General features: G+C 62.1%; 25 protein-coding genes, 5 tRNA genes and 1 pseudogene. 17 read left to right on the forward strand and 14 right to left on the reverse strand.

Annotation, left to right across the window (positions count from 1 at the left end):
* The coding region (locus DL1_RS00005; protein WP_156022711.1) for a lysozyme at positions 1 to 596 on the forward strand (596 nt) is incomplete at its 5' end.
* Entirely contained in the window at positions 589 to 900 is a 312-nt protein-coding gene (locus DL1_RS20690; RefSeq protein ID WP_051693208.1) for a hypothetical protein, read from the forward strand. The genes DL1_RS00005 and DL1_RS20690, both read left to right, overlap by 8 nt.
* A 265-nt stretch (positions 901 to 1,165) precedes the next feature.
* Here DL1_RS20690 and DL1_RS00015 read toward each other — a convergent pair.
* From DL1_RS00015 to DL1_RS00045, 8 genes are all read right to left on the reverse strand, one after another.
* Positions 1,166 to 1,242: transfer RNA gene (locus DL1_RS00015), tRNA-Arg, on the reverse strand.
* A gap of 12 nt (positions 1,243 to 1,254) precedes the next feature.
* Positions 1,255 to 1,497 carry a hypothetical protein gene (locus DL1_RS00020; protein ID WP_038060647.1) on the reverse strand — a complete coding sequence of 81 codons (243 nt, stop codon included), beginning with the start codon at positions 1,495 to 1,497 and terminating at the stop codon, positions 1,255 to 1,257.
* A 229-nt stretch (positions 1,498 to 1,726) separates the two neighbouring features.
* Positions 1,727 to 1,927: a hypothetical protein gene (locus tag DL1_RS00025; RefSeq protein WP_038060650.1), complete on the reverse strand. Its 201-nt coding sequence runs from the start codon at positions 1,925 to 1,927 to the stop codon at positions 1,727 to 1,729.
* 19 nt (positions 1,928 to 1,946) lie between these two features.
* Positions 1,947 to 2,138: a hypothetical protein gene (locus tag DL1_RS00030; RefSeq protein WP_038060652.1), complete on the reverse strand. Its 192-nt coding sequence runs from the start codon at positions 2,136 to 2,138 to the stop codon at positions 1,947 to 1,949.
* 27 nt (positions 2,139 to 2,165) lie between these two features.
* The gene (locus DL1_RS21455) at positions 2,166 to 2,357 is read right to left on the reverse strand and encodes a hypothetical protein (protein ID WP_143081735.1); all 192 of its coding nucleotides are present in this window, start codon (positions 2,355 to 2,357) and stop codon (positions 2,166 to 2,168) included.
* A 14-nt stretch (positions 2,358 to 2,371) separates the two neighbouring features.
* Positions 2,372 to 2,611, reverse strand: coding sequence for a hypothetical protein (locus tag DL1_RS00035; RefSeq protein ID WP_038060655.1), 240 nt, complete (start codon positions 2,609 to 2,611; stop codon positions 2,372 to 2,374).
* Positions 2,612 to 2,626: 15 nt separating this feature from the next.
* A complete protein-coding gene (locus tag DL1_RS00040; RefSeq protein ID WP_038060658.1) occupies positions 2,627 to 2,878 on the reverse strand; it encodes a hypothetical protein in 252 nt (83 codons plus the stop codon).
* 15 nt (positions 2,879 to 2,893) lie between these two features.
* Positions 2,894 to 3,124, reverse strand: a complete 231-nt coding sequence (locus tag DL1_RS00045) for a hypothetical protein (protein WP_038060660.1) — start codon at positions 3,122 to 3,124, stop codon at positions 2,894 to 2,896.
* A gap of 62 nt (positions 3,125 to 3,186) precedes the next feature.
* On the opposite strand from DL1_RS00045, the gene DL1_RS00050 reads away from it, so the two are divergent.
* Positions 3,187 to 3,723, forward strand: coding sequence for a hypothetical protein (locus DL1_RS00050; RefSeq protein ID WP_143081736.1), 537 nt, complete (start codon positions 3,187 to 3,189; stop codon positions 3,721 to 3,723).
* Between the two features lie 551 nt (positions 3,724 to 4,274).
* On the opposite strand, the gene DL1_RS00060 is transcribed toward DL1_RS00050, so the two are convergent.
* Positions 4,275 to 4,637 (reverse strand): hypothetical protein, encoded by a 363-nt coding sequence (locus DL1_RS00060; RefSeq protein ID WP_038060667.1) that lies wholly within the window; start codon positions 4,635 to 4,637, stop codon positions 4,275 to 4,277.
* Positions 4,638 to 5,291: 654 nt separating this feature from the next.
* On the opposite strand from DL1_RS00060, the gene DL1_RS00070 reads away from it, so the two are divergent.
* The 6 genes from DL1_RS00070 to DL1_RS00095 all read left to right on the forward strand — a co-directional run bounded on the left by DL1_RS00070 (position 5,292) and on the right by DL1_RS00095 (position 8,317).
* Positions 5,292 to 6,233: a pirin family protein gene (locus DL1_RS00070; RefSeq protein ID WP_038060670.1), complete on the forward strand. Its 942-nt coding sequence runs from the start codon at positions 5,292 to 5,294 to the stop codon at positions 6,231 to 6,233.
* 225 nt (positions 6,234 to 6,458) lie between these two features.
* Positions 6,459 to 6,535: transfer RNA gene (locus tag DL1_RS00075), tRNA-Asp, on the forward strand.
* Between the two features lie 27 nt (positions 6,536 to 6,562).
* A tRNA-Asp gene (locus DL1_RS00080) sits at positions 6,563 to 6,639 on the forward strand.
* Between the two features lie 27 nt (positions 6,640 to 6,666).
* Positions 6,667 to 6,743: transfer RNA gene (locus DL1_RS00085), tRNA-Asp, on the forward strand.
* Positions 6,744 to 6,770: 27 nt separating this feature from the next.
* A tRNA-Asp gene (locus tag DL1_RS00090) sits at positions 6,771 to 6,847 on the forward strand.
* Positions 6,848 to 7,051: 204 nt separating this feature from the next.
* The gene (locus tag DL1_RS00095; protein ID WP_038060674.1) at positions 7,052 to 8,317 is read left to right on the forward strand and encodes a glutamate-5-semialdehyde dehydrogenase; all 1,266 of its coding nucleotides are present in this window, start codon (positions 7,052 to 7,054) and stop codon (positions 8,315 to 8,317) included.
* A 22-nt stretch (positions 8,318 to 8,339) separates the two neighbouring features.
* On the opposite strand, the gene DL1_RS00100 is transcribed toward DL1_RS00095, so the two are convergent.
* The gene (locus DL1_RS00100) at positions 8,340 to 8,954 is read right to left on the reverse strand and encodes a histidine phosphotransferase family protein (RefSeq protein ID WP_038060677.1); all 615 of its coding nucleotides are present in this window, start codon (positions 8,952 to 8,954) and stop codon (positions 8,340 to 8,342) included.
* A 25-nt stretch (positions 8,955 to 8,979) separates the two neighbouring features.
* Here DL1_RS00100 and DL1_RS00105 point away from each other — a divergent pair, with 25 nt between their 5' ends.
* The 3 genes from DL1_RS00105 (at position 8,980) to olsA (ending at position 10,903) form a co-directional block, all read left to right on the forward strand.
* Positions 8,980 to 9,159, forward strand: a complete 180-nt coding sequence (locus tag DL1_RS00105; protein WP_038060680.1) for a DUF3553 domain-containing protein — start codon at positions 8,980 to 8,982, stop codon at positions 9,157 to 9,159.
* Between the two features lie 143 nt (positions 9,160 to 9,302).
* Complete coding sequence (gene olsB, locus DL1_RS00110) at positions 9,303 to 10,079, forward strand: L-ornithine N(alpha)-acyltransferase (RefSeq protein ID WP_038060682.1); 777 nt, start codon at positions 9,303 to 9,305, stop codon at positions 10,077 to 10,079.
* Positions 10,076 to 10,903 (forward strand): lyso-ornithine lipid O-acyltransferase, encoded by an 828-nt coding sequence (gene olsA / locus DL1_RS00115; protein ID WP_038060684.1) that lies wholly within the window; start codon positions 10,076 to 10,078, stop codon positions 10,901 to 10,903. The genes olsB and olsA overlap by 4 nt, the downstream gene beginning before the upstream one ends.
* Here the strand turns inward: olsA and DL1_RS00120 are convergent.
* Positions 10,879 to 11,103 (reverse strand): ribbon-helix-helix domain-containing protein, encoded by a 225-nt coding sequence (locus DL1_RS00120; RefSeq protein WP_038060686.1) that lies wholly within the window; start codon positions 11,101 to 11,103, stop codon positions 10,879 to 10,881. The genes olsA and DL1_RS00120 overlap by 25 nt on opposite strands.
* A complete protein-coding gene (locus DL1_RS00125) occupies positions 11,100 to 11,282 on the reverse strand; it encodes a DUF4169 family protein (protein ID WP_038060688.1) in 183 nt (60 codons plus the stop codon). The genes DL1_RS00120 and DL1_RS00125 overlap by 4 nt, the downstream gene beginning before the upstream one ends.
* A gap of 111 nt (positions 11,283 to 11,393) precedes the next feature.
* Here DL1_RS00125 and trkA point away from each other — a divergent pair, with 111 nt between their 5' ends.
* The 4 genes from trkA (at position 11,394) to hflX (ending at position 16,003) form a co-directional block, all read left to right on the forward strand.
* Entirely contained in the window at positions 11,394 to 12,803 is a 1,410-nt protein-coding gene (trkA, locus tag DL1_RS00130) for a Trk system potassium transporter TrkA (protein WP_342727275.1), read from the forward strand.
* Positions 12,803 to 14,326: a TrkH family potassium uptake protein gene (locus DL1_RS00135; protein ID WP_081856210.1), complete on the forward strand. Its 1,524-nt coding sequence runs from the start codon at positions 12,803 to 12,805 to the stop codon at positions 14,324 to 14,326. Before trkA ends, DL1_RS00135 begins: the two co-directional genes overlap by 1 nt.
* Before the next feature lie 146 nt (positions 14,327 to 14,472).
* Positions 14,473 to 14,706, forward strand: a complete 234-nt coding sequence (gene hfq, locus DL1_RS00140; RefSeq protein WP_038060695.1) for an RNA chaperone Hfq — start codon at positions 14,473 to 14,475, stop codon at positions 14,704 to 14,706.
* On the forward strand, positions 14,690 to 16,003 hold the full coding sequence (gene hflX, locus DL1_RS00145) for a GTPase HflX (protein ID WP_051693209.1): 1,314 nt from the start codon (positions 14,690 to 14,692) through the stop codon (positions 16,001 to 16,003). Before hfq ends, hflX begins: the two co-directional genes overlap by 17 nt.
* Before the next feature lie 154 nt (positions 16,004 to 16,157).
* Here the strand turns inward: hflX and DL1_RS00150 are convergent, their stop codons facing one another.
* Entirely contained in the window at positions 16,158 to 18,635 is a 2,478-nt protein-coding gene (locus DL1_RS00150; RefSeq protein WP_038060698.1) for a penicillin acylase family protein, read from the reverse strand.
* A 93-nt stretch (positions 18,636 to 18,728) separates the two neighbouring features.
* Between DL1_RS00150 and DL1_RS00155 the strand changes: the two are divergent.
* Positions 18,729 to 19,643 (forward strand): annotated as a pseudogene (locus DL1_RS00155) (NAD(P)-dependent oxidoreductase); the annotation flags it as partial.
* On the opposite strand, the gene DL1_RS00160 reads toward DL1_RS00155, so the two are convergent.
* Positions 19,644 to 20,402, reverse strand: a complete 759-nt coding sequence (locus DL1_RS00160; RefSeq protein WP_038061444.1) for a heparan-alpha-glucosaminide N-acetyltransferase — start codon at positions 20,400 to 20,402, stop codon at positions 19,644 to 19,646.
* Positions 20,403 to 20,611 lie beyond the last annotated feature (209 nt).

The following is a 20,611-nucleotide window of genomic DNA, read 5'->3' on the forward strand; positions in this document are numbered from 1 at the left end:
TGCGGATCATCATCGCTCTGGTGGTGATCTCAATCCTTGGCCTGCTGGCGGTCCCGTCTGCGAATGCGGGCGGACTGCCCGAGGCGAAGTTCCAGCCGCGCAATGCGCCGATCACCTCCGGCGCATCCGTCACCGAAAAGCAGATCATCGAGAGCGCGCTGCCCTTCCTTGAGAAATGGGAAGGCGTGCGTCTCAAGGCATATATTCCGGTGCCCGGAGATGTGCCGACGATCTGCTCGGGCACCACGCGGGGGGTGAAGCTAGGCATGGTGCTCACGCCCGCGCATTGCAAGGCGATGCTGCGCTCTGAGGCAACCGAGTATTGGCGCGGGGTTGCCGCCTATATGACCGAAGCAACCTTGCGCAGCCGGATCACCGTGCCGCGCGGTGGGGCGTGGACCAGCTTCTCGATCAATCTCGGCTGGGTGACCGCTGGCCGCGCGACGGCAATGCGCCGCCTGAATGCCGGCGACATTCGCGGGAGCTGCGATGCCATGACTTGGTACAATCGCGCAGGCGGGCGGATCATGCGCGGGCTGGTCAACCGGCGCGACGCGGAATGGGTCAACTGCGTGTCTGGGCTGGGCAATGCCTAGCTGGCGCCTGATCTTTGGCGTCGGGGTGATCGTCGCGGCGTTCTGGGCTGGGTGGCTCGCTCGCGGCACCTATGAGCGCGCACGGGATGCGGATGCGTTGCAGTCGCAGATCCACGCCACGAACAAGGCGCAACGCGCTGCGAACGAGGCAAACGCGGCCAACACCGCCGCAGAGGTGGCCCGCCTCGCAGCACAGGCCGAGAATTACGCGCTGGGGCAGCAACTGGAGGATCAGGCATATGCTGACACGTCAAATAGCTGCGGCCTGTCTGCTGGCCGCGTTGAGCGGCTGCGGCAGCGATGAGCAGGCGACACCGATTGCGCCAGTTATCCCGCCGTCGCTGCTGGTGCCTTGCGCTGCGCCGGTGGCGATCACGCCGGGGGCAATGAGCGATCGCGATGTAGAGATCGGCTGGGGCCGGGACCGCGCCGCGTTGCGGGCGTGCGGGTCTCTGCATCGCGGGCTTGTGCAGGTTGTCGCGCCTGCGGATGGGTGATTGCAGGCGGATCTGGCTGCGTCCAGTCGGCGGTGCAGTCTACTCGCCGACTGGCCAATCATCCGGGGTGTTTGGACTGCGCGGCGGGATTCGAACCCGCAATCTCAGAAATAGAAGTTCCGTGCCTTATCCAGTTTGGCTACGCGCAGGTTTCTGGGGGTTTAGGACTCGGCTCGGATGATGGTCAGTCCCCGCGTCATTTTCTCAGGAACCATCATCTTCTCGTTGCCGACTGCGGGCTTGTTCGTGAGGGGCTGCACCTCGATCATGCTCTCGACGTGCAGCGCGCCGAGGTGGATACCTGCGACCTTCCATTGAGTGACAAGCCCGAAGCGTGGGCAGCGATATTCTAGCATGTCGCCGGGCTTGATCTGGGTGTGATCGTCTATGGTCTGATATGGCATATCGGCCTCCGGGGTTTTTAGGACTAGTCGTTTTCGGCTTCGTATAGCGCCTGATCTTCGGCGCTAGGATCGTGGTTTTCACGGCGGTGCTGGCAGGCCGCACAGTCACATTCATCGTCGGCGCATGTGCAGCAATCATTGCAGTTGCCGCACTCGCATATCGGGCCAGCCGCCCATTCGCCGCACAGGCATTCATTGCAATACTTCTGCGTCATGTCGGCCTCCGGGGTCAGTTGGATTGGATTTTGTCGGCGGTTACGATGCTCAAGCCTTGAGCGCGCAGTGCCTTCCATAGCCGGTGCGCTACTTCGTGGCGCGCGGCCTCATCGCCAGCGTTCGCGGCGGGCAGCGGCCCGTAGTCATTCGCAAAAGCCACGGCTGCGGATCGGATAGCCTCGACCCTTTGCTCGGGGGTCATTTTCTTGCGCATCTGCGACTCCTTTCGGGGTTTAGATGGACTCGCGGGCCGCTTCGATTTCGGCCTCGACCTGTTCCTCTGCGGTCAGCGTCGGGTCTTCCCGCCACGCTTCAAGCCACGGCTCAGGCCCGGTAGTCGCGACAAGGCTTTCGCCCTGCGGCATGTAGCCAACCCGCACCGCTTCGGCGTCGATGGCGTCAAGATACTGCTGTTCAGTCTTCATGGTGGTTCCTCCGGGGGATTGTTGGATTCAGTCGTCAAATGGTTTGCAGGTCCATGAGTGAGAGACATGGATCGACATTTCGAAGTCCTTGTCGCAGCTTTCGCATGTGCTGCTGTCGTTGCTCTCATTGTAATAGTTGGCGGGATCTTCGCTCGGCTGGTGCTGGTGGCCGCAGTATGGGCATTCCGGCCCGTCTGTGCTGTAGGTTTCATCTGGCATCGGCCCCTCCGGGCTCAGTTGGACTGGTTGAAAGGGCGCACTTCCGGGCCCCACACGAAATCGGGGATCCACTGCCCGGGTTCGATCCCGGGGACGCTGACACTCAACCGCTCATCGCCCTCCCCGTTGTTGTCGTTGACCTGAACGACCTCCCAGTCTGTGGACGCCCAATCCTCGCCCTCGGGCATGCGTGTCGGATGGACCAGCTTGGCCCAGTAGTGGCCTGGCCTGTTTGGTGTCGGATGCTTTGGCATGGGTTACTCCGGGAGTTAGTTGGACTGTTGTTTTTCTGCTTCAATCTTGGCGCACGCCTCGGCAAATAGCTGTGCATTCTCGCGCTGCGTTTCGAGGTATTTTTCGTAGAGCGCCTCTGAAACCTCTCCTTCGCCGTGGCAAAGCGGGCAGGATGCTTGTCCGTAGTTTTCGCAGACGCACAGGTCGCCACCGCAATGGCAGTCGATTTCGCCCCATCCCGAACATCGTGGGCATTGGCAGAAGTCCTCGTCAAAATCTTCGCACATAGCGCCTCCGGGGTTTTAGGACTGGTCGACCAAAGCGCTCTGTAGGGCGCAGATCATCTCTGCCGCGCTGCCATATGCACCGATAATCTCTTCCTGAAATGCGGATTTCCCGTTGTGAGCTGCGACAATCCATCCACCGTTCGGAGCCCCTCGAAGCAAGAGCTGATCGGTCTTGGAAAAAACGCCAATCATCGGCTTTTCATTGGTGTGGCGCGATGTCTCGCTGGTCGCAATTTCTTCAGTCATTTAGTCGGCTCTCCTATGTTCCATTGTTGCGCTTTCATATCATTTACAGAAAGCACATTCTGTTGACGCTTGCAATTGCTTTCTGTACTGAGAAAGAAAGCGGACAGAAAGCGAGTGGGATGGACATTGATAAGAAAGAGGACCCGTTCAACGGGAAATGGGCTGTCGTTACCGTCAATGAACGCCTGCCATCGAGGGGTGAGCAGATTGCCCGGGCCCGCGCTTGGGGCGTCACTGAATCGATGCTGGGGCGCAAGGATATCTCAGCACTGATCGTGGATGATGTGACCGGAAAGAGAACGACGAACTGGCCGGGGCTGCTCAAGAAGCGCGCGGTTTTCCTCGACGTGATGGGCACGGTATTGCCTGCCGGTGATCAGGTTTTTTTCGCCACGCCGCTCTGCATCGGGTTCTCGCCCGCGCATGCGCGCCAGACCATCGAGCGCATTTGGTCGTGCGGGATGCTGGTTTACGTTCACACGGTGCGCGGCAACGGGTCAGCTCTCTATGAGGCTGGCGACGATATCACCGACTTGCTGGATATGGTGGCCGCAGAGCAGAATGCCGCCAATGTTCGCAAGTCCCGCAACAAGGTCTAAACAGGAGCGAAGGCATGGAGCGAGCGAGGCGAAGATGTGAGACGTGCCCGTTCCGCGGCGCGACGGATAGCTACAGGCGGTCTGCGTCTCACCTGCAACCGGAGGACTGGCCGTGCCACACCGAGGATCTGCACGGCGATCTTGGCATCCAGTGTCGCGGGCACTGGCAGGCGGCGCGGAAATTCGGCCACCTGATCGGACCGCAAGCTGATGAGCGAGATTTGTCCGACGAAGGGCGAGCAGAACAGCGGGCGCTGATGGCGCTCGAATCCAACTGAGGAGCAAAAGCGGACATCAGCCACTGTTGTCTCGGAGATATTGGCGATATAGACAAGTTTTGGAATACCGATGATCTGCGTCGCAGTCTTGCGGACATCGGGGTACCCATCTCTCGGGTGGGATGGGGCGGATAGCCGGGATCGCGACCCGGAACCGTTCGGCGGGGAGAACTGCGAATGCTCCCCGCCAAGCCTGAAATATGAATTCAATCAGCTAAACCTTACCAGCGGTCCAGGGCAAGCCGATCCAATCGGCTCGCCAATGGTTTTAGTTCATTTGCAGGTGTAAGAGTATTCCCACTGTGCAACCAAAACCATGCGGTTTTCAGTGATAGTGCACCCCTTACTGGAAGCAAATGATCTGGCAGCATCGCGGAAGGTTTGCTCGAGCTTCATATTGTTCCCGCCGATCCCAAATGTTGCACCGGCTTTTGCTCCCTCTAGCGAGGCCTTTCCAACGGTCGGAGTGATCATGAACTTGCCAAGGTCTGGACGGTCGAAGATGCGCCACGTTCTGCCGTCCGCAGAATAAAGCGATGGCTTGAAGTCATAGTTTTCGAAGGCATATCCAACGCCTTCCCCCGCGCATGCTGACAACGCACAAATACCGGCTAAGGCAAATATAAAGCTTTTCATGTGTCTCTCCTCTCAAAAGCTGATAGAGAGTACATGCTGTATGGTTTGGTTAAATATGTTCGAGATAATCTGCTTCAAAAGGTAGCAAAATGGCATCAGGGGAAAGCAGCGTTGCCAATAGCGTCAGCATTACCCGCTAAACCTTGCCAGCCGTCCAGCCAAAGCGAACGTCTGGCCTTCCTCGATGCCCGCAGCGGGCGCACCTCATCCGCGCGAGAATCTCGGGCCTGATGGTCCACCCCATTTCATCGAGCCACTCTCGCGGCAGGTCTGCGAGCTCAAGTATGCGCCCGTGGCCACACTGCAGGCAGTTGAGGCTGGCGAAGTGGCCTCTCTTCATGTGGGGCCTGTCAATCTCTGGCTCCATTTACGAAGTGCTCCAAAGTTCACTGAACCTGGAAAGGCCGAAATTCCTTGGCCAAACCGAGAACATCGCCCATATACGAAGTGTTTCAGGGGCTAAATATCAATAGCTTGGCGACGATCCGCTTTGTTTACACCGAAGATGTCGGGGGTTCGAGCCCCTCACCGCCCACCAGTTCCCACAAGCACACCCCATGTGCTGCGCTAAGGCGCAGAGGATCTGCGCGGGTATCGCGCTGTGAAACTCCGGCGATTTGACCTAGCTTTAAGCCAAACGGAAGGAGACATCTCATGAGCTGGAATCCCGCCCTCGATCCCGACATTCCGATTGGCGATGCTGTCGATGCCATTGAGACCGTCATCGCCCCCCGGGCGCGCGATATCGGCGGTTTCGAAGTGCGGCGCGCCTTGCCCTCGGCTGCGCGCCAGATGATCGGGCCGTTCATTTTCTTCGATCAGATCGGCCCGGTCGAGTTTCTCTCGGGCAGTCGCGGCATCGACATCCGCCCCCATCCGCATATTGGCTTGGCCACCGTGACCTATCTGCTCAAAGGTCGGCTGCATCACCGCGATTCTCTGGGCACCAATCAATGGATCACGCCGGGCGCTGTGAACTGGATGAGCGCGGGCTACGGAATCACCCATTCCGAGCGCACCGATGGCAAGGTGCGCGAGACAGGTCAGGATCTCTTTGGCGTGCAGACATGGGTTGCGCTGCCGGAGGATCAGGAGGAAGGGCAGGCGCGTTTCGAGCATGTCGGTGCCGAGGCGCTGCCGCTCCTAGAGGGCGAGGGTAAACAGGTGCGCCTTGTGCTGGGCGATGCTTGGGGGGCGCGCGCTCCGCTCAAACTGCCCTCCGAGATGTTTTACGCCGATGCGACACTTGAGGCGGGCGCCAAGCTGCCTTTGCCCGACAATCACGAGGATCGCGGCGTCTATGTCCTGAATGGCGCTGTCACCGTGGCGGGTGAGACCTATGAGACGGGTCAGATGCTGGTCTTCCGCCCCGGGGATCGGATCTCGCTCACAGCGGGCCCACAGGGCGCGCGTGTGACGATTCTTGGTGGGGCCACGATGAACGGTCCGCGCTATATCTGGTGGAACTTCGTGGCCTCCTCCCGCGACAAGCTGGATGCCGCCAAGGAAGCTTGGCGGGCGGGCGATTGGGCGCATGGCCGCTTCCGCCTGCCGCCCGACGATGACGCCGAGTTCATTCCCGCGCCCGAGCGCTGATTTGCCTAAGGCGACGGGCAGGTCTCTCGGTCCGCCCCGCCACAATCCGGCCCGGCCCTTTGGAAAAATCCAAGGGTCGGGCCTTTTAATTCTCAGCAAAGAAAGGCCGAAATTCGATGGCGTGAAATTTGCCGCATTTTTTCGCGTCGGGCCGCTTGACGGGGGTAGGGGACCTGCGTATTACGCATCCCACGCTCGGATGGCGATCTGGGCAGATGGAAATACGCGGTTGTAGCTCAGTTGGTTAGAGTACCGGCCTGTCACGCCGGGGGTCGCGGGTTCGAGCCCCGTCAACCGCGCCACCATCCAGATCGCCCCGAGTGTTGTGCGCGGTTGTAGCTCAGTTGGTTAGAGTACCGGCCTGTCACGCCGGGGGTCGCGGGTTCGAGCCCCGTCAACCGCGCCACCATCCAGATCGCCCCGAGTGTTGTGCGCGGTTGTAGCTCAGTTGGTTAGAGTACCGGCCTGTCACGCCGGGGGTCGCGGGTTCGAGCCCCGTCAACCGCGCCACCATCCAGATCGCCCCGAGTGTTGTGCGCGGTTGTAGCTCAGTTGGTTAGAGTACCGGCCTGTCACGCCGGGGGTCGCGGGTTCGAGCCCCGTCAACCGCGCCACTTCTTTCCCTGTTTCGCTTGAGATACCGCCTTCGGGCGGTTATATCCGGGCGAACAGGTATGGAGACCGTCATGATCCTCTTTGTCCCAAGGTTTCGACCAGCCTTGCCGCCATGGGCGGCGATCTGACAGCGAGACGGGCCCGCTTTCGGGTCCCGGAATGGACAAGACGAGGGGCAGCAGCGCCCCGGCAGGAGTGACGCGATGAAAGACGAATTGGACGCAAAAACCCTTATCGATCAGCTGGGCACGCAGGCCCGCGCGGCGGCAACCGAGCTCAGTGTAGCCAGTGCCGAGCGTAAGGATGCCGCGCTGATCGGGGCCGCCGAGGCGATCTTGGCCCGGCGCGCAGAGATCCTCACCGCGAATGGCGAAGACATGGCTTATGGCGCCTCAAAAGGGCTGAGCCCGGCGATGATGGACCGCCTGATGCTCGACGAGGCGCGTTTGAGCGCAATCGCCGACAGTTTGCGCGCGGTGGCTGGGCAAACCGACCCCGTGGGCGATGTGATTGCTGCGTGGGACATGCCGTCAGGCCTCCATATCGAGCGCGTGCGCACGCCGCTTGGCGTGATCGGCGTCATCTATGAATCGCGGCCCAATGTGACGGCAGATGCGGGCGCGCTCTGCCTTAAATCGGGCAATGCGGTGATCTTGCGCGGTGGCTCGGAGAGCTATCATTCGAGCCGGGCGATCCATGCCTGTCTGGTGGAGGGGCTGCGCGGCGCGGGGCTGTCCGAGGACGCGATCCAGCTTGTGCCGACGCGCGACCGCTCGGCGGTGACCGAGATGCTGCGTGCGACGGCCTATATCGACGTGATCGTGCCGCGCGGCGGCAAGGGGCTGGTGGGTCTCGTGCAACGCGAGGCGCGCGTGCCCGTCTTTGCCCATCTTGAGGGGATCTGCCACGTCTATCTCGATGCCGAAGCCGATCCGGCGATGGCGGTAGAGATCGCGCTCAACGCCAAGACGCGGCGGACCGGGATCTGCGGGTCGATGGAATGCCTGCTGCTGGATCGTGCCTTTTATGCGCGTCACGGCGCGGCTGTGATCGAGGCGCTGGTGGCGGCCGGTGTCGAGATGCGCGTTGAGGGGGAATTGAGCGAGATTGTCGGCACAGTGCCCGCCACGCCGGAGGATTTCGGGCGCGAGTTTCTCGACATGATCTGTGCGGCGCGTCTGGTTGATGGGCTGGAGGGCGCGATTGCGCATATCCAGACCTATGGCAGCCAGCATACCGATGCGATCGTGACCGAGGATGCGGCGGTGGCCAGGCAGTTCTTCGCGAGGCTCGACAGCGCGATCTTGATGCATAACGCCTCGACTCAATTTGCCGATGGCGGCGAGTTCGGGATGGGGGCCGAGATCGGGATTGCGACCGGCAAGATGCATGCGCGCGGCCCGGTCGGGGCCGAACAGCTCACTTCGTTCAAATATCAAGTTACGGGAAAAGGCACCTTGCGCGCCTAAGGCGGGTGGCGGTGCGGTTCGGCTATAGCCGGATCGTGCCGCCCGCCTCACCGATCTCCCAGCTCAGAGAGCGCCCCAGCCGCGCCATTTCGCGCGGCAGAAGGGCGAACTGCACCTGGGCGGGAGTGATGTCATGCAGACCGCCGTTCAGCGCCTTCCAAGGCGCGGCCTGCGGCCTGCTTTTTTCGCCCTGCGCGCTGAGGACCCAACCCTTGGATCCCGATGCAATCCGCAGCACACCGCCAAAGGGCAGGAGCGTCTCCAGACAGAGGATCGCCAGAAAGGCCAGCTTCACCTCGGCGCGCGGCAGGTCGCCTGATATCTGCCAGTCAACGGCGATCCGACCTTGGGCAAACATACCATCGAGCAGCCCCGAAATCTCGGCCTGTCCCAAGCGCTGCTCCTGCCCGGCCTGCCCGAACGCCACGCGAAAGAATTTGACCCGTGCATTCGCGGCCTCCACGCTTTGCGCGATCAGCTCCATCTCTGGCCCAAGCTGCTGACCCGAAAGCGCCAGCAGCTCGACCCCGTTTCCAATTGCGCCCAGCGGACTGATCAGGTCGTGACAGAGCCGAGATCCCAACAATGCGGCCAGAGACTCGTCGTCAAGACTTGCGTCGGAGGGCTCAAGGGGCATTTATATCTCCGAAAGTGAGGGCGTGATGTACGAAATACTCGAACCCGGAATGTTGGTGCGAAATCCCCGCGAACCCGATTGGGGTGTGGGGCAGGTGCAGTCGCGGATTGCGCAGAGGGTCACGGTCAATTTCGAGCATGCAGGAAAGCTGGTGATTGATGGCCGGCAGGTGCCGCTGGAGTTGGTTTTGCCCGATCAAGGTTGATAAAAGGTTAATCTTTGCTCTGTCTTTGTTGAAGCATGCGCGCAACGCCGCGGCCTCGCAAGCCCCCGCGTTTGGTTGAGAGATATTGCCAAGCGCGATACGGGTTTCTATGTACCTGCGACACGATCAAGGGATGGGGCCGCGTGACTGACACCGCTTCCTTCGAAATTCGACTGGCCGAGACAGCCTGCGATCTCGAGGCGTCGCAGCGCCTGCGCTACCGTGTTTTCGTTGAGGAATTGGGCGGTGGCGGTGCGACGGTGGATCATGCCGCGCGTATCGAGCGGGATTCTCTCGACGCGGTCTGCGATCACCTCGTTCTCATCGATCCCGCCCGGGCTTCGGGCGATCACGTCGTGGGCGCCTACCGGCTGTTGCGCAGTGATCAGGCGGCGCGCGCGGGGCGGTTTTACTGCGATAGCGAGTATGACCTGGGGCCGTTGCGACGCTCAAACCGCAAGCTGTTGGAACTGGGACGGTCCTGCGTGCATCCCGATTATCGGGGCGGGGCTGCGATGTTGCTGATGTGGAATGCGCTCGGGGATTACGTGCTGGCCCATGACGTCGAAATCCTGTTCGGCGTGGCCTCGTTTCACGGCACGGATGCGACGGCTCTGGCGCAACCTCTGGCCTGGCTGCATCACCATCACCTCGCCCCCGAGGCGCTGCGTGTGCGCGCACTGCGCGAGGCCTTCCAGCCGATGGATCTGGTGGCAGAGGACGCGTTGGATCGGCGCGCCGCGATGGCGGATATGCCCAATCTGATCAAAGCCTATCTCCGGCTTGGCGGGTTTGTGGGCGAGGGCGCATTCATCGATCACGCCTTCAACACCACCGATGTCTTGCTGCTGATGGATACCGAGGCGATGAGCGCACGCCACCGGGCCTTTTATACCCGCCGGTTCGAGGAGCGTGCATGAGTTGGATTGAGGCAGAGCCGCCGGTGACACAGATCGGCGCAGTGGGTTGGGCGCGCGTGTTGTGGCGCGGTCTGATGCTCGGGAGCGTGACCTTTGGCGGGCTCATCATACTGCTGCTGATCCGGCTCATCGAGGCGCCCAAACACGGGATGCGCCGCCCTTGGACGCCGCATATCACGCGGTTTGTCTGCCGGATGGCCTTTCCGATCCTTGGGATCGAGTACAAGGTGACGGGGCTTCCGATGACACAGATCGGCGCGGTTGTCGCCAATCACGGCTCGTGGCTCGATATCTTTGCGCTTAATGCGTGCCAGAGCGTCTATTTCGTCTCCAAGGCCGAGGTCGCGCGCTGGCCTTTCATCGGTTGGCTCGCCCGCTCCACCGGGACCGTCTTCATCCGGCGCGCCCGCAGCGAAGCCAAGGCGCAGCAAAAAATTTTCGAGGAGCGTATCCGCGCGGGTCATCACCTGCTGTTCTTCCCAGAGGGCACTTCAACAGATGCGCGCCGGGTTTTGCCTTTTAAACCAACGCTTTTTGAAGCGTTCTTCAGTCACGGCCTAGACCGGATCATGCAGATCCAGCCGGTCACGGTGATCTACCGGCCGCCCGAGGGCGAAGATCCGCGCTTTTACGGCTGGTGGGGCGATATGGCCTTTGGTCCGCATCTGCTCAAAGTCTTGGCGCAAAAGCATCAGGGTGGCGTCGAGGTGGTGTTTCACCGTCCTGTCAATGTCTCGGATTTCGACTCGCGCAAAGGGCTCGCGGCGGCGGCGGAATCGGCGGTGCGCGCAGGTCTGCCCTATGAGATCGCGCGCGCCCGGTAATAGGCCAGAACGTAAAGCCGCATCGCCGTGGCAAGCCCGGTCTCAACACCGCGTTCGACATCAATTTCAGACGCCAGCGCGTTGATCCCCATGCCTTTATCGCGTGCGACATCGCGAAAGGCGCGCCAGAATTCATCCTCAAGCGTCACCGAGGTGCGATGCCCGCCCAGCGTCAGCGAGCGCTTCTTGGGGCGGCTCATGTCTCATCCTCGCGGCGATGCCCGTCAAGCTGGCGATCACGGAGCGCGCGCTGTGCGTCGTCACTCTTTTTCTGGGCGGCGGTGCGACCGAATTTCGCAGCATTTTCAGCGCCCTGCGCGCGTTTCTTCGCGCGGGCCTGTTGCTTGCGAAACTGATTGAGATTGCTCACTTTGCTCATCGTTCAAGAATGCCACAGGGCACGCGGTCGGAAAAGAGGTGGCGATCTGCTTTCGCGCATCACGCGCGGTGATGCGCTTCCCGTTTGACCCTGTGGCCAATCGCGGCCTAGATAGGGTCGACACGAGCGGGCGGAGTATCATCCATGAAAGTCATCATCTGCGGTGCAGGTCAGGTCGGCTGGCAAATCGCACGCCATCTTGCCGGGGAACGCAACGATGTGACGGTGGTCGATTCGAACCCCGATCTGGTACGCCGCGCCGCCGATACGCTGGACGTTCAGGGCGTTGTGGGCTTTGCCTCGCATCCGGATGTGCTTGAGCGTGCAGGCGCGCGCGATTGCGATCTGATGATTGCGGCCACCCATTCGGACGAGGTGAATATGGTGACCTGTCAGGTCGCCATGTCGGTCTTTGGGGTGACCCGCAAGATCGCGCGAATCCGCGCGCAGGCTTATCTGCAGCCCGAATATGCCGATCTCTATCGGCGCGATCACCTGCCCATCGACGTGGTGATCAGCCCCGAGCGCGAAGTGGCGGAAGCTGCGTTGCAGCGTCTGGCCGCGCCCTCGACTTTTGACACCGAGAGTTTTCTGGACGGTGATCTGCAACTTCTGGGGATCGAGCTGGACCCGGAATGCCCGGTGCTTGAGACACCGCTGCGCCAGCTTACGGATCTGTTCTCGACGCTGCGGGCCTTGGTCGTGGGGATCCGGCGCGAGGGGCGGCTGTTTGCCCCGGAGCCGGGCGATCAGCTGTTCGCAGGCGATCAGATCTATGTCTTTTCTCATGTCGAGGATACCGCGCGCACGCTTGATATCTTTGGCAAATCCACCCGCAAGCAAGAGCGGATTGTGATCATTGGCGGCGGCAATGTGGGCCTTGGCGTGGCCCGCGCGCTTGAGGCGCGCTCGGACCGGGTGCGCGCCAAGATCATCGAGGGACGGCGCGAGCAGGCGGAAGCGGCCGCCGATGCGCTCGACCGCACGATCGTGCTCAATGGCGACGGGATGAGCTCGGAGCTGCTTGAAGAGGCCAATATCGGCAATGCCGATGCGGTACTTGCGGTCACCGATGACGACAAGACCAACATTCTGGTCTCGGTGCGCGCCAAGCAGGCGGGCTGTCGGATGGCGATCTGTCTGATCAACGATCCGACGCTCGCCCCCTTGCTCAGCGCGCTCGATATCGACGCCTATATCAACCCGCGCGCGACCACCGTGTCCTCTATCCTGCGCCATATCCGGCACGGGCGGGTGCGCGCGATCTACTCGATCGGCGATGCAGAGGCGGAGGTGATCGAGGCGCAGGTGATGGGTACCTCGCCGATGTCGGGCAAGATGGTGCGCGAGATCGACTTCCCCGAAGGTGTGCTGATCGGGATGATCCGCAAGGGCGACAAGCTGGTCAAACCCTCGGGCAATACCCGCGTTGAGGAGGGCGATATCGTCGTGCTCTTCGCATTGAGCCCTGATGTGCCGGAGGTGGAGCGCCTGTTGCAGGTGTCCATCGACTTCTTCTGATGTTGATGCGTCTGCGCGGATTGCCGGTTTCGATCCAGCTCATGCTGGTCTCTTCGCTTGCGATGTATTTGCCCGCGACCCATGCGCTGATCACCCATCACCACCTGATCGCGCGGGCGTTTTTCTATTCGGGCACGCTGTTCTTCTTCGTCTCGAGCCTTGTGGCTCTCGCCAATGCCTCCAACCCGCGACCGCGCCGCGCGGGGCGGGCGAACCTTCTGAGCATGCTGGCGGTGTTTCTGATCCTGCCGATGATGCTTGCGGTGCCGTTCTATATCTCGCTGCCCGACACGTCCTATTTCAACAGCTGGTGGGAGATGGTCTCCTCGCTCACCACGACCGGCGGCTCGCTTTATGAGCCCACGCGCCTTGCGGGCTCGCTCCATCTGTGGCGCGGGTTGGTGGCGTGGCTCGGCGGGTTTTACATGCTGGTGATGGCGATTGCGGTGCTCGCACCGATGCGCTTGGGCGGCTTTGAGGTGTTCTTCTCGGGCGGCCCGTCGGGCGCGCCCAAATCCGGCGCACCCGCAGCCGAGGGCGGGGCCGATACGAGCGAGCGCGTGGCCCATTACGCAACGCGCATTGCGCCCGCCTATATCGCGATGACCGGCGGGTTGTGGCTGCTGCTGCTGATGGCGGGCGACACGCCGCTCACCGCTTTCATTCACGCGATGTCGACGCTGTGCACCTCGGGGATCTCGCCTGTGGGCGGGATGGAGGGCAGCAATTCGGGGCTGGTGGGCGAGTTTCTGATCTTCGTGTTCCTGATCCCGGCGCTGTCGCGCAGGCTTTGGCCGGGCGGCGGCGAGCTGCGCGCCTCTGATCGGCGCCGCGACGACCCCGAGCTGCGTCTGGCTGCCGTGTTGATCTTGATCGTGCCGCTGTTCTTGTTCCTGCGTCACTGGATCGCGGCGCTGGAAGTGAAGATGCCCACCAATTTTATCGCGATCTTCGATTCGATCTGGGGAAGCCTTTTCACTTCGCTGTCTTTCCTGACCACGACCGGTTTTGAATCCACCGCGTGGCAAGAGGCGCGCAACTGGTCGGGGCTGGGCACGCCGGGCCTGATCCTTGCGGGGCTCGCGATCATCGGCGGGGGCGTTGCGACCACGGCGGGCGGGGTGCGGCTCTTGCGGGTCTATGCGCTGTTGCGCCATGGTGAGCGCGAGCTGGACAAGCTGATCTACCCGACCTCGGTGGCAGGCGGCGGTGCCATGGCGCGCAAACTGCGTCGTGACGGGGCCTATATCAGCTGGATTTTCTTCATGCTGTTTGCGATCTCGATCGCGGCGGTGATGATGCTGGTTTCGCTCTTTGGCCTGTCCTTCGAGCCCGCCACGATCCTGACTATCGCCGCGCTCTCCAATACCGGGCCGCTGGCAGGCATTGCAGCCGATGTGCCGCTGAGCTGGGCCCATCTGAGTGAGCCGATCAAAGCCATATTCGCGCTGGCTATGGTCTTGGGGCGGCTTGAGACTTTGGCGATCATCGCGCTCTTCAACCCGGAGTTCTGGCGCGGCTGAAAAGCCATAGATCCGGCAAAATAATGCGTACAACCTAACAATTTGTTTTTTGGGCTGGAATCTCCGGCCTTGCACTGCATACTTGAGGAAACAGACGGGTCAACGGAGCTGTCCCGTAATCCGCGACAAAAACAAGGGCAAGAACAATGGCTGGCGACAAACAGAACCTTCAGGACGCATTCCTCAACCACGTTCGCAAGACCAAGGTTCCGGTGACGATCTTCCTGATCAACGGAGTGAAACTGCAAGGTGTGATCACCTGGTTCGACAATTTCTGCGTGCTTCTGCGCCGCGATGGCCAGTCGCAGCTTGTCTATAAGCACGCGATCTCGACGATCATGCCGGGGCAACCGATCTCGCTCTATGAAGGCGACGACTGAGCGCCCCGCCTTGAGTGAACTTCACGTCTCCGAACGCGCGCCCACACGGGCTTATGTGCTCCATCCCGACATCCCGTCGCGAGAGGGCCCTCGGCATTTGCCGAAATTCGCCCTCGCCGAGGCCGAGGCGCTTGCCCATGCGCTGCCCGGCCTAGAGGTCGTGGGCGGGCAGGTGGTGCGCCTGCCCAAACCCCATCCGGGCCATTTGTTTGGCACGGGCAAAATGGCCGAGCTCAAGACGCAGCTCGAGGCTGATGAGATTGAGCTGGTGCTGATCGACGGTCCGGTCTCGCCGGTGCAGCAGCGCAATCTCGAGAAGGAATGGGGCGTCAAACTGTTGGACCGCACCGGGCTGATCCTCGAGATTTTCGCGGATCGCGCGCGCACCCGCGAGGGTGTGTTGCAGGTCGAACTGGCCGCACTTAGCTATCAGCGCACGCGCCTCGTGCGGGCCTGGACCCACCTTGAGCGCCAGCGCGGTGGTTTGGGTTTCGTGGGCGGGCCGGGCGAGACGCAGATCGAGGCCGACCGCCGCGCCATTGACGACCAGATGGTGCGCCTGCGCCGCCAATTGGCCCGCGTGGTCAAAACCCGCGAGCTGCACCGCGCCGCGCGTCGCAAGATCCCGTTCCCGATTGTGGCGCTGGTGGGCTATACCAACGCGGGCAAGTCGACCTTGTTCAACAAGGTGACCGGCGCCGAGGTCTTCGCGCAGGACATGCTGTTTGCCACGCTCGATCCCACGATGCGCGGGCTGACGCTGCCCTCTGGGCGCAAGGTGATCCTGTCCGACACGGTGGGTTTCATCTCGGATCTGCCCCATGAGCTGGTCGCAGCTTTCCGCGCCACGCTCGAAGAGGTGCTTGAGGCCGATCTGATCTTGCATGTGCGCGACATCTCGCATCCCGAGACAGAGGAACAGGCGCAGGACGTCAATGATATCCTAGGCACCTTGGGGGTCGATGAGGACGTCGTGCTCTTGGAGGTCTGGAACAAGATCGACGCGATGGCGGAGGAGCCGCGCGCCGCCCTTCAGGTTCAGGCCGGGCGCGAGCCCGATATCGAGGCGGTCTCTGCGCTCAGCGGCGCGGGGCTCGATGGGTTGCTGTCGGCGATCGATGCACGGCTGGCCGAAGAAAAGCTCTTTGAGACGCTCGACGTGCCCTTTAGCGAGGGGCGCAAACATGCCTGGCTGCACGAGCAAAACGTCGTGCGCGCCGAGCAACAGAGCGAGACCGGCTGGCGCTGCGATGTCGAATGGAGCGCGGCTCAGCGCAACCGTTTCCGCGCTCTTTGATCGTAGGCCCAAGAGGGCGGTTCTGCCCTGCTGCCAAATCTTTTCAGGTTGGGCAGTCCCCCCCAGGATATTTTCGTCAAGAGGAAGCCAAAAACCGGCTGACTTCCTCTTGATCTAAATATCCTTGCCGGAGGCATCCGACATCTGAATGGGCTTAGTTTCCGCCTTGTTTGCCTGCAGGCAGCAAATGGGTCGTGCCCACAGAGGCTGCCCGTGCCAGCGCTGGATCCAGCGACATCGGGATGTAATCGCCCGCGCGCCACAGCTCGGCCAGATCGTCGTAGTGATGGCTCAGCGGGTGGCCGGACTGCCCGGTTGAGATGATAAAGACCGAGCTGTCGGGATCGGCGAAATCCAGCACTTCGCGATAGCCTGCCGCATGGACATTGGCGAAAGCATCGGGCCCGTCGCCACCACGGGTCTCGCCGCGCATGAGGGTGAAATCGCCCCCGGAGGTGGATTGGCGGATGTTGACGAACCATTTCAGACCCGGAACCTTGCCCAGAACCGGGTGATCCTGCTCGGCGATATGGGCATCGCCCCAGCGCCAGCTCTCGACATTGGGCCCGTATTTCTTGGTCAGGTCCAGAAGGGCCGCGTCGAGCGATTGGCGCGCGATATCGGTGCAGGTCTCTTTCGGGGCGGACTGCACGATATCGCACCAGCGGCTCGCGCCATCGGTGTTGCGAAACACCCGCTCGATGAACTCCGGCTCGATATGGGTGAACTGTTTGGCCAGCGGGCCCAGCTCGTCGCGGATCAGGCGGTTTTGCAACTCTCGCATCCAGGCCGCATAGATCAGCGGCTCGGGAAGGTGCTCGGACATCTCGCCATCCCAACTGGCCAGCAGCTCTAGTGCGCGCTGGCGTTGCCGCTCGGGCGTGCCCGCAGGGGCCGGGTCGCCCGTGAACCACAGATTGGCGCCCACCAGCGGCAGCAACCCGCGCGCCGCCGGGCTCACAGTGTCGAGCTGCGCCGAGATGAAGCTGTCGCGCGAATGCACCTCGCGCTCGCCCAACAGCTTGGTCAGGCGCTGGATGCGCTGCGTGTCGCCCCAGTTGAAGCTCACATTATAGGGGAAGGGCCGATCCACCGTCTTGTTGTTGGTGTTGAGAACGATCCCGCCCTTGGGATTGATGAATTGCGGGTTGTCCTTGAAGGGCAGATAGCCCTGCCAGCGGTTTTTCTCTTCCCAGCCGGGCGCGGGCATCCGGCCTTGCGTGACATTGTCCTTGTCGCGCAGCGGGATCTTCCCGGCGGTCACAAGTGCCACGCCCGTCTTGTCGGCCAGCGTGATGTTCTGGGCGGGGGCGACGATTTGCTGCGCGGCCTTCAGGGCCTCGGGGATCGATTGCGCGCGCATCAGCTCGACCGCGCCAGTCATCGTGGTGTCTTTCGGATCGAGGGCGGTCCAGGCCAGCGAGACGACCGAGTTGGGCGGCGTCACGGTGGCCAGATCGAAATGGCTGCCGGGGATGACCGGGCCGTTATCGGTCCAGCGCAGGGTGATTGTGACGGGTTTGGCATCCTTGACGTTGATGATCACCCGTCTGCTGCGGAACTTCTTATAGCCGTCGGGGGTGCGATACTGCGTCGGATCCTTGGGATCGAGCTGTTCGATATAGAGATCCTGATCGTCGACATAGGCCGTGGTCAGCCCCCAGCCGAGATCCTTGTTGCGCCCCGAAAGCACCAGCGGCATGCCGGGGATCGTGCCTCCGATCACACCGCCGCTCTGAAGCTGGAGCCGGGCGAGATACCACACAGAGGGCGCGGTCAGACCCAGATGAGGGTCATTGGCCAGCAGCGATCCGCCTGCCGCCGAGCGGTCGGGGGCGGCTGCCCATGCGTTGGAGGCGCCCGCCAGACCGCGTGCGGGCACCGGCGAGAGCATGCCCTCACCGCCATCGGCCACCTCGGTCTGGCGCGGGACGCTGGGAAACAGGCTGGCATAGCTGGGCAGGGTGGCCGTCGCCTGATCGGTATCGTCGGGCATCAAATCATTCACCCAGCCATGGCCCAACATCGAGACGCGCGCGCGCAGCACCTCGTCTTGCAGCTGCGAGGTGAGTTGCAGCGCCATCAGCTTCATGATCGCAATCGAATCCGCGGGCGTCCAATAGCTGATCTTGGAATTGAACAGGAAGAACTCGGGCGCCCCGCGCCCCATAGCGCCTTTGTTGACGATCTCAATCCACTGATTGACGCCGCGCGCATAGGCCTCGAGCGCCTTCTTTGTGTAGTCGTCCTGCGCGGCGACAGAGGAGACCGCTGCGTCGTAAAGGCCAAGGCGGCGCATCAACTCGTCAGTTTTCAGCGTGCGCGCGCCAAACATCTCGGAAAGCCTGCCTTGCACGGTCCGGCGCATCAGCATCATCTGCCACAGCCGGTCCTGCGCATGTGCGAGCCCCAGAGCAAAAAACGCATCGGGATCGCCTTTGCTAAAGATATGGGGCACATCCTCGGTGGTGCGCACGATCTCGACCGGGGCTTGCAAGCCTTCCACCTTATAAGTGGCGTTGTAATCGGGCAGGGAGCGCGACGCAAAATACCAGACCAGCCCGCCTGCCAGAACGATGCCAACCAGCACCGCCATGATCAGCCGCACGCCCCATCGAAATGCCTTGTACATGCTTGCCTGCAACTCCCTCGTCTGGGGGCGTCGGTTGACGCGCCCGGTCCGCGCGTTACTAGTTGAGCGCGACGACACAATCAACGCAAGAGCGCACACAAGGCGCGTCATTGCATTCACGCAAGGGAGAGTTTCATGGCGAAACTGGCATTTCTGGGTCTCGGGGTGATGGGCTATCCGATGGCGGGGCACCTACAGGCGGCAGGGCATGACGTCACCGTCTATAACCGGACCGCCGCCAAGGCCGAGGACTGGGTGAAGGCCCATGGCGGGTCAAGTGCGGCGACCCCGCGCGAGGCCGCAAAGGGCGCCGATTTCGTGATGTCCTGCGTGGGCAATGACGATGACCTGCGCGAGATCTGTCTGGGCAAGGACGGCGCCTTCAAGGGGATGAAAACCGGGGCGATCTTTGTCGATCACACCACGGTTTCGGCCGCCGTCACCCGTGACCTGGCCGAAGAGGCCGGTGGGCATGGCGTGGCCTTTGTCGACGCGCCGATCTCGGGCGGACAGGCGGGCGCTGAGAACGGTCAGCTGTCGGTGATGTGCGGCGGCGCTCAGGCTGATTATGACAAGGCCGAGCCTGTAATTGCGGCCTATGCCAAGATCTGCCGCCGGATCGGCGAGACCGGGGCCGGACAGGTCACCAAGATGTGCAACCAGATCGCGATTGCGGGGATCGTGCAGGGGCTCTCGGAAAGCCTCAACTTCGCCGAGAAAGCCGGTCTCGATATCGCCTCGGTGGTCGAGGTGATCTCTCAGGGGGCTGCGGGAAGCTGGCAGATGGCCAATCGCTCAAAGACTATGGCTGAGGGCGAATTCGAGCACGGCTTTGCTGTCGACTGGATGCGCAAGGATCTCGCGATTTGTCTGCAAACGGGTGACGAGATCGGTGCAAGCCTGCCCGTCACCGCGCTGGTCGATCAGTTCTACAAGGACGTGCAATCAATGGGCGGGAACCGCTGGGACACCTCGGCGCTGATCGCGCGGCTGCGCCGGTTCGACTGATCAGCCGCGCGCCAGATACACCGCCCATGTCAAACCAAAGAGCACGGGCTGGTGGATCAGGTAGATCGGCAGGCTGTGGCGCCCGGCAAACAGCGCCACGGCCATGATCCCGCGCCGCTCCCCGATGCGGTAGCGCGGCGCGCGCTCCAGCCAGCCCAGACGGGCCGAGAGCTTGGCCGCAGCCATCCCCCAGAGCAAGGGCGCAAGCCACGGAAAAACCGGCTCGAAATCGACGGAGGCACGCCATTGCGTCGACAGGCCCAGCCACCACAGGGCGGGATGGTTGAACGCGGCATTGGCGTAATCGAGATGGATCCACAGGATCGCGACGCCAAGCGTGGCCAGCAGCGGCCAGGGCAGGGCGATCAGCAAGAGCCCGATCACCGAGCTCACCGCGATCGAGTGCAAGATACCGTAATAGATGAAGAATTGCGGCATCATCAGATAGGTGGCGAGGCTCACCAGCGCCGCCGCCGCCACCAGCTTGACCAATCGCTGACAGAACGGGCGCAGCCGCACGCCGTGGCGATGCGCAAGCACAAGGCTGAAGCCCGCCAAGAAGATGAAGCTGCCCGCGACGAGACGCGCGAAGGCCTCCCAGCCAGGTTCGAAAATCGTGCCGGGCGGGGCAAAGCCGAAATTCTGTAAATCAAATGTGAAATGGAAGATCGCCATGCCGATCAGCGCAATGGCGCGGGCAAGGTCGGGAAAGACGAGGCGGGCGCGACCGGGTGCGCCTTGGGCGGGATCGTGTGTCATGGCACCTCCATTTGATGCTTTTTCGTCATCGGTCAAACCGGCGGTGTTGGCAAGAGCGGCCATTCCTCTGGGCCCCACACGAAACCCTCTCGATCTGTCACGCAGCTGTTACGCGTCGTCATGGAACTGGAAGCAATTTCAGTCGCTTCCTCGACACAGTCATGCCGCTTCGTTCGACCTCCTGGCCGCCCGATGCGGGCGCACGAGGA

This window comes from Thioclava dalianensis, assembly GCF_000715505.1.
GTDB classification, from domain to species: Bacteria; Pseudomonadota; Alphaproteobacteria; order Rhodobacterales; family Rhodobacteraceae; genus Thioclava; species Thioclava dalianensis.